The 9,784-nt window shown below is 52.7% G+C and carries 9 protein-coding genes; 7 read left to right on the forward strand and 2 right to left on the reverse strand.

The genetic code is table 11. The features are described 5' to 3' along the window. The first annotated feature begins 133 nt into the window (after positions 1-133). From L1071_RS05745 to L1071_RS05760, 4 genes are all read left to right on the forward strand, one after another. The gene (locus L1071_RS05745; protein WP_246969770.1) at positions 134-1,489 is read left to right on the forward strand and encodes an O-antigen ligase family protein; all 1,356 of its coding nucleotides are present in this window, start codon (positions 134-136) and stop codon (positions 1,487-1,489) included. Continuing rightward, positions 1,489-2,643 (forward strand): glycosyltransferase, encoded by a 1,155-nt coding sequence (locus L1071_RS05750; protein WP_246969772.1) that lies wholly within the window; start codon positions 1,489-1,491, stop codon positions 2,641-2,643. The genes L1071_RS05745 and L1071_RS05750 overlap by 1 nt, the downstream gene beginning before the upstream one ends. A gap of 224 nt (positions 2,644-2,867) precedes the next feature. Beyond that, complete coding sequence (locus tag L1071_RS05755) at positions 2,868-3,737, forward strand: hypothetical protein (RefSeq protein ID WP_246969774.1); 870 nt, start codon at positions 2,868-2,870, stop codon at positions 3,735-3,737. 22 nt (positions 3,738-3,759) lie between these two features. Further along, positions 3,760-4,584: a polysaccharide pyruvyl transferase family protein gene (locus tag L1071_RS05760; RefSeq protein WP_246969776.1), complete on the forward strand. Its 825-nt coding sequence runs from the start codon at positions 3,760-3,762 to the stop codon at positions 4,582-4,584. A 7-nt stretch (positions 4,585-4,591) separates the two neighbouring features. On the opposite strand, the gene L1071_RS05765 is transcribed toward L1071_RS05760, so the two are convergent. Continuing rightward, positions 4,592-5,509, reverse strand: coding sequence for a glycosyltransferase family 2 protein (locus L1071_RS05765; protein ID WP_246969779.1), 918 nt, complete (start codon positions 5,507-5,509; stop codon positions 4,592-4,594). Positions 5,510-5,866: 357 nt separating this feature from the next. Between L1071_RS05765 and L1071_RS05770 the strand changes: the two genes are divergently transcribed. The 3 genes from L1071_RS05770 to L1071_RS05780 are packed head-to-tail and all read left to right on the forward strand — an operon-like array spanning position 5,867 to position 9,062. Further along, a complete protein-coding gene (locus L1071_RS05770) occupies positions 5,867-6,952 on the forward strand; it encodes a glycosyltransferase family 92 protein (RefSeq protein WP_246969782.1) in 1,086 nt (361 codons plus the stop codon). A 38-nt stretch (positions 6,953-6,990) separates the two neighbouring features. Continuing rightward, positions 6,991-8,085 (forward strand): glycosyltransferase, encoded by a 1,095-nt coding sequence (locus tag L1071_RS05775; protein ID WP_246969785.1) that lies wholly within the window; start codon positions 6,991-6,993, stop codon positions 8,083-8,085. 41 nt (positions 8,086-8,126) lie between these two features. Next, positions 8,127-9,062, forward strand: a complete 936-nt coding sequence (locus L1071_RS05780; protein ID WP_246969788.1) for a glycine betaine ABC transporter substrate-binding protein — start codon at positions 8,127-8,129, stop codon at positions 9,060-9,062. A 152-nt stretch (positions 9,063-9,214) separates the two neighbouring features. Here the strand turns inward: L1071_RS05780 and vapB are convergent, their stop codons facing one another. Then, positions 9,215-9,415 (reverse strand): type II toxin-antitoxin system VapB family antitoxin, encoded by a 201-nt coding sequence (gene vapB, locus L1071_RS05785; RefSeq protein ID WP_246969790.1) that lies wholly within the window; start codon positions 9,413-9,415, stop codon positions 9,215-9,217. Positions 9,416-9,784 lie beyond the last annotated feature (369 nt).

Raw genomic sequence — 9,784 nt, forward strand, 5'->3', positions numbered from 1 at the left:
CTGGCGAACGCATGGGTATATTCTCGGGCCGCTGACTTTGTCAGCGGCTTTTTCATGGAAGAACATAGTGGGGCTGTCGCCATATCGTCGCATGGTGCGCCGCAATGTTCGGTCGGTTGGTTTTGGGGGTGGAATGCTGCGTTCTCGTCTGTGGGAGCCTAGCGGTATCGGGCGGTCTCCCGGTGCGCTTGTCGTCGTGGGGGCAACGGCGTTGTTGCTGTATGGCACGTTACGCGTGCTGTGGCCTGCCGTGGGTAGCCCGGCGGGTAGCGCCACGGCGCTATTGGGGTTGATCGCCGTTCTGGCATGGGGCAAGGGCATACGTGGTTCTGCGCCACTGTGGTTATTGTTGCTGTCCATCGCTGTGCAGGTGCTGTCGTGGGGGTTGGGGTACTTTCATCACCCGCAATGGGTGGCGGATAACCCCGAAGTGGATCGCCTTGCCAAGCTGTTCATCTTCATCGGTGTGGCGTGGTGGCTAGGCGGAAGTTCGCGCAATACGCTGCTGGTATGGGGGCTGGCTGTATTGGGCTATCTCGTTGCCTCCTTTGCCGCCGGCGGGCTGGAGGAATGGCGCAAGGGCCTGGAGGGCGTAAGAACCGGCTTCGGCATCCGCAATAAACAGCATGGCTCGATGCTGTTCGGGGTGGCCTTGCTGGGGCTGGTGATCTTTGCCCGTCGCATCATGATGAATGACACGCGTTGGGTTCCCTGGCGCTGCATCGGGTGGGGCCTGGCACTGGGCATCTGCGTGGTGGGTATTGCCATCGGACAGACGCGTGCAGTGTGGCTGGCCCTGGCCGTTTCGTTCCCCGTGGCGGTGTTGATCGTTTTGCTATGGGCAATTAACCGTGGCATGGGGCGTCGCATGCTGCGTTCCGTCATCGGTGGCGTCGTCGCGGGGCTGGTGCTCATCACGCTTGGCAGTGTGTTCTTCGGAGGCACGCTGAGCGAACGCCTGGAGACGGAATCCGGGGTGATAGCGGAGGTGCTGCAAGGTGATCTGGAGTCAGTGCCATACAGTAGCGTGGGTATTCGCATTCATACCTGGGTGGCGGCAAGCGATTGGATCGCCGAGCGCCCCCTGGTCGGCTGGGGCGGCGAAGGGCGTGGCCTGGTGATTGACCATACGCCGTGGTTGCCGGATGAAGTGAAAGAACGCTTTGGTCACCTGCATAACTTCTTCCTGGAAGTGTGGGTGGCGTATGGCGTGCTGGGGCTTGGCGTTATTGCGGCATTGGCATTGTGGATCGGCCGGGGAACCTGGCTGGCGTGGCGCGCGGGCGTGCTGCCGAATGATATGGCGCTATTCGGGGCGTCGTTCTTCGTCTATTGGATGATCGTCAATCAATTCGAGTCTTATAACTCCTTCTGGACGGGGGTGTACGTGCATAACATCGTTGTCGGTGGGTTGGTGACGCACATTTGGCGCTGGCAATTGGATACTGGCCAGCGAGTTTTCTCCTGGCCGCGTCGGCGGGGCGTGTAATGCGTACATTGGTTGTCGTTCGCTCATTGAAGATGGGCGGCATGGAGCGGGTGGCCGTCAATCTGGCCGATGCCTTTGCCGATGCCGGGCATGAAAGTCATCTGGTGAGCTTTCGCCGGGTCAAGAAGCCGCTAAGCCCGACACACGCGAGCGTGAACGTGCATCATTTACCGCTCATGCGTGTATGTCGCTTGACGGTGGTCGGCTTCCTTCTCGAGCTTGTCGCGCGCTGGTTGCTCAACCCATTGTTCAATCGTGCCGTGTTCCTGGGTACCGGGATCATGGGCGGGGCCGTGTTCCGCTTATGGCTATGGCGCTTCGAGCGCCGCCACGGGCGGGTGGATCGGATCGTCTTTCGTGGCCAGGGCACCTTCGAGCAGGTATGGACGTTTCGAGATGAGCGCGCGCGCTACACGCTGGAAAATATCCTTCGTGCGCGCGAGCCAAGCTTCAGCCGCCGCTTGTTTGCGCGCTGCCTTTATCAGGATCGACATTTGGTCGCGGTTTCGGAGGGCGTTGCCGAGACGCTACGCCAGGCGATGGCGGTGTGGCGTTTTTCGCCGGCGAGTCTGGAGGTCATTCCCAACCCCTGTCCCATTGCGGGTATACGCCAGACGATGCTGGCGCCGGAGCCGGATATTCCGTCTGAGCCCTACATCGTCAACGTGGCGCGCATGGTGCCGGCGAAAGACCAGGCGCTGCTGCTACGGGCCTATGCGCGTGCCGGGGTGACCATGCCGCTGGTGCTGGTCGGCGATGGCCGAGAGCGCGCCAACCTCGAGGCATTGGCCGTGGAACTGGATATTGCCGAGCGGGTCATATTCGCAGGTCAGCGTGATAATCCTTATCCGTGGATGCACCATGCCCGGCTGTTCGTGCTGAGCTCGCGCTTCGAGGGCATGGGCATCGTGCTGTTCGAGGCCTTGGCGTGTGGCACGCCGGTGCTGAGTGTGGACTGCCCAGGCGGCATTCGCACGATTCTCAAGGGCGAGCTGGAAAGCAGTATCGTCGCTCATGATGAAGAAAGCCTGGCCACGGGGATACGCGATGCCGCAGCCAACGCCCCCCCGGTCATACAAGAAGCATGGCTGGATGACTTCAAGCCTGAGACCGTTGCGGCGCGGTTTCTACAAACGCCGGGTTCTGCCGGCTAGGGGCTGGTTGCCAGGCCGGGATAACCTTTGAAAGAGGTCGCTTTATAAGACGTTAGCCTTACGTAACGTGCGTTAAAATTGCTATCATGCTAACTATTAAAGCATGAAGCATATAACGAGGCACGACGCATGGAACATGGGCAACCGCATCTTCTCCGTCGCTTCTTAGGGCGACACAAGAATAGCGCTTTCTTTGCTTTGTCGGTGAGGCAGGAGGGCGCGGCGTGAGGTCTCTGCTGCTTGGCGAGCGTCGGCTGCCGACGCCACCTGCGGGCGATCCCGCATTCGCTCCCTTGGAAGACGCCCGCATGTACTGGCCGGTACAGCGGGCACGCGTGGCTAAAACGGTGAGGGAGGGCGCTCAATCCCTGGGCGTGCCAGTGGAGCTGGGTTTGCTTGGTCTCTGGAAGCATGCGTTACCGGGTGCCGCCTGTGTCGAGCGTATCGGCCTGCCGCGCCGCGCAGTCGAGTTGACCCTTGGCGACGCGTTGATACTGCACGTTGATCCCAGGGCCTTGATCCGTAGTACGCATTGGCAGGGTTGGCCCCATAAGTACCGGCCGACTTCCTCGGCATTCATTTGGGATGGTGAGTGGGATCTGCGCCGGGGCGACTTACGTACCAGCTCGCGTGCCCGCTTCATCCAGGATATCGATAACCATCGCGACGATCTCACCCAGTCGGAAGCCTTCGCCAAATACATGAAACGCTTGAAGGCTGGGAAACCCTGGTCATCGCATCAGCAGGGTATTCTGCTGGATAGCGAGGCGCGCATTCTCACCTTCTTGCGGGTGTACCTGAGCTTCATGGACGACATGACCGTGCGTGGCTTCGACGCCACCCGTGGGAAGGATATGCTGGGTGTGGCTGTTACGCGTGAAGGTCGGCTCCTCAAGATCAACCGCGGCCTGCATCGCCTGGCCATGGCCCAGCATCTCGGCTTGCCTTCCGTGCCCGTGTTGGTGAAGGCCGTGCATCGGGAGTGGTGGGCGCGGGTGACGCAAGGCTTGCAGGGGCAGGATGCCCTAGTGCGTTTGTGTAAAGCCTTTCAAACATGTACGCCCGAACTTATGTCGGGGCGGCTTGATCCATAAATTTTATTCAAGGTAATATTTAATGAGTTTGAGAACTTATTATTGGAATGATCGTGTTCTTCCGGAATGGAAGATCAAGCTAAGAGATTTTTTTTGGCGAGATGGCTATAAGCACTTTAAAGTAGGTAATGCTGGCGATATTCTTAATCATGATATATTGACGTCATTTTATAGTGAGGAACCCGTCAATATTAAAGATGAGGGTGATAGGCTTTTGCTGATAGGCTCTGTCTCCCATAGGTTGGAAGACGGAGATGTTTTGTGTGGTATCGGCACCCAAGGGAAGTCTGATAAAATAGAAAGGAAAGACAATGTTTCTATTTATGGGCTTCGTGGCCCCATAACGTATGATGAATTCAAGAAGAAAGGGTATGACTTATCCGCACTAAAATTTCTATTAGATCCTGGTTTGATGGTGCGGTTCATGTATGGCCGTGAGACAAAGCCTGAGAAAGGAAAAGTAGTTTTTATACCGCATTACAAAGAGCGGAAACATTATAAGTACATGTCTAAGAGTGTTAATGTCGTTGATATTGATGCTACTGCAGAGCAAGTATGCAGCGAGATACTGAGCGCAGAACATGTGTTTAGCTCTTCGCTGCATGGTATCGTTTTCGCTCACGCTCTGAATAGGCCCGTTACATTTGTTGAGCCCATTTTTGAATCAATGATCAAGTTTAAGGATTATTACTCTTCGGTATCTTTAGATCTTCCTGAGCCTTTGAAAGACTTTAATGAAAAGCGACTTTCAGGCCTACCATTGAGCCCGGCCAGTGTTGAGTATTCGGAGCAGGACTTTTTCTTTCCTGATATAAAAGAGTTAAAGAATAAGGGTGTTGTTATGTGATGGCCCTCTATTTATTAGGGCTTAAAAAGCCAGCGAGGATTCTTTTTAAATGTCTTTTGGTTAAGTGTATTTTTTTTGATGCAGCTAACCCTTTTATTTCTGACCTGTATTCTTTGTGGCGCCCTGTTTTGTAAAGAGCATTAAGATAAGAGTTGTAGCCTTGACTGATGTAATTATTAAGGGTTTTAGGGGAGGCCTCTTCATGTAGTTTTTTGTTGTTTTTTAATGCTTCTACAAAAGCATAACCTTGCTTTATTATTTTTTCATAGTCGTGACGAGCCCGGCTGCTATCGACGGCACGCATTTGCGCTACATATGTGCCGCAAGAAACTGCAGAAAAATGGCAAAGTGCACGTATGAAAAACTCAACATCCTCCCGTTGGCGCAACTCTTCATTAAACCCCCCTAGGTGATGAAAAGAAGCAGTACGCATCATTACCGTATTGGTGTGTATGAGTCCTCTTTCGATAAGGTATTCATCGAGTGTGATGGGGGTGAGTCGTTTTTTCAGGTCTTTGGTGTTACTTTTTTCAGCTGAAATGTTACCGCCAGACACTATCGTATCTTTGTCTATTTCTTCATTATAAACCGATATGCGAGCTTCAAGTGAATCTTTAAGAAGTATATCGTCTGAGTCCAGAAAACATATAAAGCTACCTGAGGCTTTTTGTACGCCAATATTTCTAGCGATTGCCTGCCCAGAGTTCTTGGATAATTGTACTACTCTTATTTTTTCGTTGTCGCTATATTTTTCCTTTATGTTTTCATAGCTTTTGTCTGAAGATGCATCGTCTACAACAATGCACTCGAAATTTTGATAGGTTTGTGAAAGAAGGCTTTCAATTGCATCGCAGACATGAGGCCATCTGTTAAAAACAGGGACTATTACTGTTATCAAGGGAGGTGTTTCGTTTTCGTTCTTCAAAATCTGGCTCTTGATGTATGGTATGTGTTTGGTGGCTGTTTTCTATATTTTACTCTATAATAATTGTCAAGGCAATCCGGCTTATGCTTGGACATGGTTTTCTATGTTCCCCTACTTGGAGGAGAGGTAAAAGCCCTCGCATTCTGATCTATCCAGCTTCCTGTTATGTAGGAGTACCATTCGATCACCAATGCGATTGATTGCCAATGGCTCATGGAGTGGTGAACCGTGTCGTTTTCTTTAGCAGCTTTTTTTCGCAGATGTGCTATCTTGGGTTAAGATGATACATAGGTGGATGTTCTGTTAATTTAATATATTAAGGTTTTTCGAATTAAATGTCCTTATCTCGAGATAACCATGAAATATAGCGTTCACTCCGTTTTGATGCCAGATGATGTTGCCAAACGGCGACAGCCTCATCCAAAAGATGGGGTGATCAGCGATGAGCAGTTACAAAACTTTGATAATCGATACATTTTTTATGATGTATTTGTTAATTCTGACAAGGGTGAACTGGTTGCTATTGGTCCACCTGCCTTGAATTTGAAGTCGTATGTGAAAAATCTTCAAGTTTTTGTGAATGGGAAGCAGAGAAAATATTCTCTTGCCGATTACCCAGAACAAAAGGTTTCGATTTTGAGGCTCAGGCTGCCACGGCAGGAACAATATGATGTCGTGTTGAAGTTTCCTGATTTTGAGCGTGAAATTTCTCTGAAAGATGAGTTTGTGGCGTCTGGCAAGAAGGTATTGACGGCAATCTCTAAAAACAATGATGTTGCATGGGTCAACGATTGGGTTGAACATTATAGAACGAATTACGCTATAGATGAAGTTTATATATATGACAATGGGAGTTCCAACCTCGAAGAGCTAGAAAGTTGCGTAGGGGATAAAGCAAATATTATAAAATGGCCGTTTCCATTCGGGCCTACGGCAAAGCGTTTTAGTTCATTTGCGCAGCCCGTGGCTTTGAATCATTGCTTGAGGCGTTTTGCTCGGGGCGGCGTACTGTTCAATTTCGATATAGATGAGCTCTTGGTATCCAACGCAGAGAGCGTTATGGAAAATGTCTCTCGGGATGGTGTGGTTTACTTTGAGAGTCATAACGTACCCTACGTGAATCCTGGGAAAAGCGATTATTCGTTTCGCGATTTCAAGTACCGGTGTCCGGAAAGGAAAAAGACCGCACGCAAGTTTGTTTGTGACGCAGACGCGAATTTCTTGATTTCCCCGCATAACACCTGGGTGAAAAAGAACTATCTCTTTTGGAATCGTTTGAAACGCAACAAGCTGGATGGTTTGGTGGATGAAAAATCTTATTTTCTGCATTTCCTCGGTATTACGACGAATTGGCAGCCGGATTTGCAAAAATTGAAAGAGGTCACCACGGAAGACCTGGTGGAAGATCAAAGCCATATACGGATGATGTCTGTGGCTGGTTAGATTAGCGTGTTAAAAATTATTGGAAAAGGAATTTCCAAATGAAAGGTGCTGCAAGGAGCTTTTTATTTGCTTCTGACCACTTGGGGGGCGGAGGCGCTCCAATCTCGATATTGAGCTTGGCCGAGGCGTTGGTACAGCGCGGCCATGACGTGACGATGGTTGTGTTGAGCGATAAAGTTCAATATGACATGCCGAGAGGTGTGGCGGTCAAGAAAATCCCGTTCACGTATAAGAATGCTTGGCAAAAGCTTAGACGCTTTAGGTTGCACGCCCAAAAGCTTGATAAATGGTTGAGTGAGAACAAACGGTCTTATGATGTTGTTATTGCCAATCTTTATTATACGCATCAGGTTGTAGCCTATTCCTCCCTGGCTAACCAAGCATGGTTATGTGCTCGGACCGACCCTGCTCAGATGCTGCTGAGTAAAAATGTTTCAAATTTCAAGATAAGACGAAAAATAAAAAATGTTTATGGTGGGCGCCGTGTGCTTGCTATCTCGCATGGCATACTCGAATCGATTTCTGCGTATGGTGCTGCCCCTCGTCAAGCCAAGGTAATACACAATATCATCGATGCTGACGTTGTCCGTGAGCGTATGCAAGATGAGGTGGAGATAAAAGATTATATCGTCTTTGTGGGGCGCTTGGGGTTACGGCAAAAGCGTTATGACCGCCTTCTGCGGGCTTACAAAGAAAGCGGGATCACGCAGAAACTCGTGTTCGTCGGCGACGGGGAGCTGGAACACGCCCAAGCGCTGGTCCGTGAGCTGGGGCTCGAGTCGCGCGTGGTGTTCCTCGGTCAGAAGGCCAATCCCTACCCGTATATTCGTCACGCCGATCTCTTGGTGCTGGCCTCCGACTACGAGGGTTTCGGTCGTGTCATCGCGGAGTCGCTGATCTGCGGCACGCCCGTCGTCAGCACCGATTGTCCGTCGGGGCCGAGGGATATCCTGACGGGCGAACTGGCGACTTGCCTGGTGCCAACAGGCGATGAGCAGGCGTTGGCGGGTAAAATGCGTGAAGTGTTGGACGCGCCGCCGGTGATAAAGCCCGAGCACTATGAACGTTTCTCGCCTGATGCCATTGCGCGCCAGTACGAGAGTCTGACTCACAACTTCAATATTACGGGGTGATCGAATTGAGCAACACGCTATTGACCAGACGCAGCTCCCTGATGTTTACCACGGCCCTGGCCGCTTTGTTTCTGGCAGCGCCGCCCTTGTCGGCCAGTGAGGCCGAGCAGGACGCGTCGGCCAGCAAGAACGGACCCGAAACCATCGCCAACCAGTTCGTATTCGGTTCCGGCGAGGAGTGTCCCCATGAGCCGTACTGCCTGCCCGCTCTCGAGGAAGAGTACGGCTTGCACTTCGCCGATTTCGTGGTCACCGACCCCGGGGGGCCGCGCACGCGAGAGGCGCTCCTGAACGGTGATATCCAGATCGGCGTGCTCTTCACCACCAATGGATATCTTGCCACTGACCGCTTCGTTCTGCTGGAGGATGACCTTGACGCCCAGCCGGCGGAAAACGTCATCCCGGTGGCCCACCAGTCCATCGGCGACGCCTACCCCGAGCTCGGTAAGGTGCTCAATCCGCTCAGCGCCGCCCTGACGACTCCAGAGCTGACCGAGATGAACCGACGCTTCGCGCTCGATGGGGTGGAGGCGGAGACCATCGCCCGGGAATGGCTGCAGGAACATGGGGCGTCCGCGCCTTCGGAAAGTGCGCCGAAAGAGGGCCCAACCATCGTGGTCGGCTCGGGTAATTTCGCCGAGAGCATCATCCTGGCGGAAATGTACCAACAGGCGCTCGACCAGGCGGGATACCCCACCCGGCATCGGCAGGAAATCGGCAACCGCGCGACCTATCTGCCTCTGCTCGAAAGTGGTGAGATCGACCTGTTCCCGGAATACACCGGCAGTCTGGGTGGCTGGCTAAATACGCTTGCCGATACGACCGGACAACCCTTGTCTACATTGCTGCCTGATCGCGGCTTGGTGGGCTTCGAGCCAGCCCCTGCGGAAGACAAGAATGGCTTCGTAGTCACCGCCGAGACCGCACAACGCTACAATCTCGAAAAGATTAGCGATCTGGCGAAGCCCGCTCCGTGAAGCTCGCTCTCTTCTGAAGCCCGTTCTCTAGAGAAACGCTGCATAAACCCCGCCGCCGCAGCGCCTTGGCGTCACGATAGGGCGTTGCGTAAATAGCCACGTTCACCGCCAATTGGTCAACGCGGCCGAGGCATGGGCGGGGGAGTCGTAGGTTAATCGCGCTCAGAAAAGAAGTCGGCGGTGACGTCTTGCCCATCGAACCACTCATCCCATGAATTATCGACGGGGGTGATGATGCGCTTCTGCCCGATAGAGATAATCTCGACACGTTTGACCTCTTTGGTGAAGGCGCTTTCCTTGGGTAGTCGTATGGTCTGGGGGCGGTGGGAGTGAAAGACAGAACCTTGCGGCATGGAAGTCACCTTGGAATATTTTGTATTAATATAATTAATTAGAATAGAGGCATAAGAATGTCAATGTATATGAACGCAGCGGCCCCTTTTGGGCCGTTCTCGTTTGTGGGCCGAGAAAGAGCGGCAAGAAGGACGTCAGTGCGTGCCTCTCGCGAAGGCCTCCCACAAGATACGCCGTATAGGGTGTCCATCCAGGTTGTGAGAAGACATTAGTGGGAGCGAATTTATTCGCGATAGTCCCTGTCGCCGGTACCCGCAACGCGGTAGGCTTCAGGTATCAAGACAGGAGCACGTATGGCGAGTCAACCCCACCACCCTCACGACCACAGCTATAAGCTGCTGTTCTCTCACCCCGAGATGGTGCGAGAT

This window comes from Chromohalobacter sarecensis (assembly GCF_023061135.1).
GTDB classification, from domain to species: Bacteria; Pseudomonadota; Gammaproteobacteria; order Pseudomonadales; family Halomonadaceae; genus Chromohalobacter; species Chromohalobacter sarecensis.

Coding starts and splice junctions, on each gene's coding strand:
- L1071_RS05745 (WP_246969770.1), top strand. CDS start 134: ATGCTGCGTTCTCGTCTGTGGGAGCCTAGCGGTATCGGGCGGTCTCCC.
- L1071_RS05750 (WP_246969772.1), top strand. CDS start 1,489: ATGCGTACATTGGTTGTCGTTCGCTCATTGAAGATGGGCGGCATGGAG.
- L1071_RS05760 (WP_246969776.1), top strand. CDS start 3,760: ATGAGTTTGAGAACTTATTATTGGAATGATCGTGTTCTTCCGGAATGG.
- L1071_RS05770 (WP_246969782.1), top strand. CDS start 5,867: ATGAAATATAGCGTTCACTCCGTTTTGATGCCAGATGATGTTGCCAAA.
- L1071_RS05775 (WP_246969785.1), top strand. CDS start 6,991: ATGAAAGGTGCTGCAAGGAGCTTTTTATTTGCTTCTGACCACTTGGGG.
- L1071_RS05780 (WP_246969788.1), top strand. CDS start 8,127: ATGTTTACCACGGCCCTGGCCGCTTTGTTTCTGGCAGCGCCGCCCTTG.
- vapB (WP_246969790.1), bottom strand. CDS start 9,415: ATGCCGCAAGGTTCTGTCTTTCACTCCCACCGCCCCCAGACCATACGA.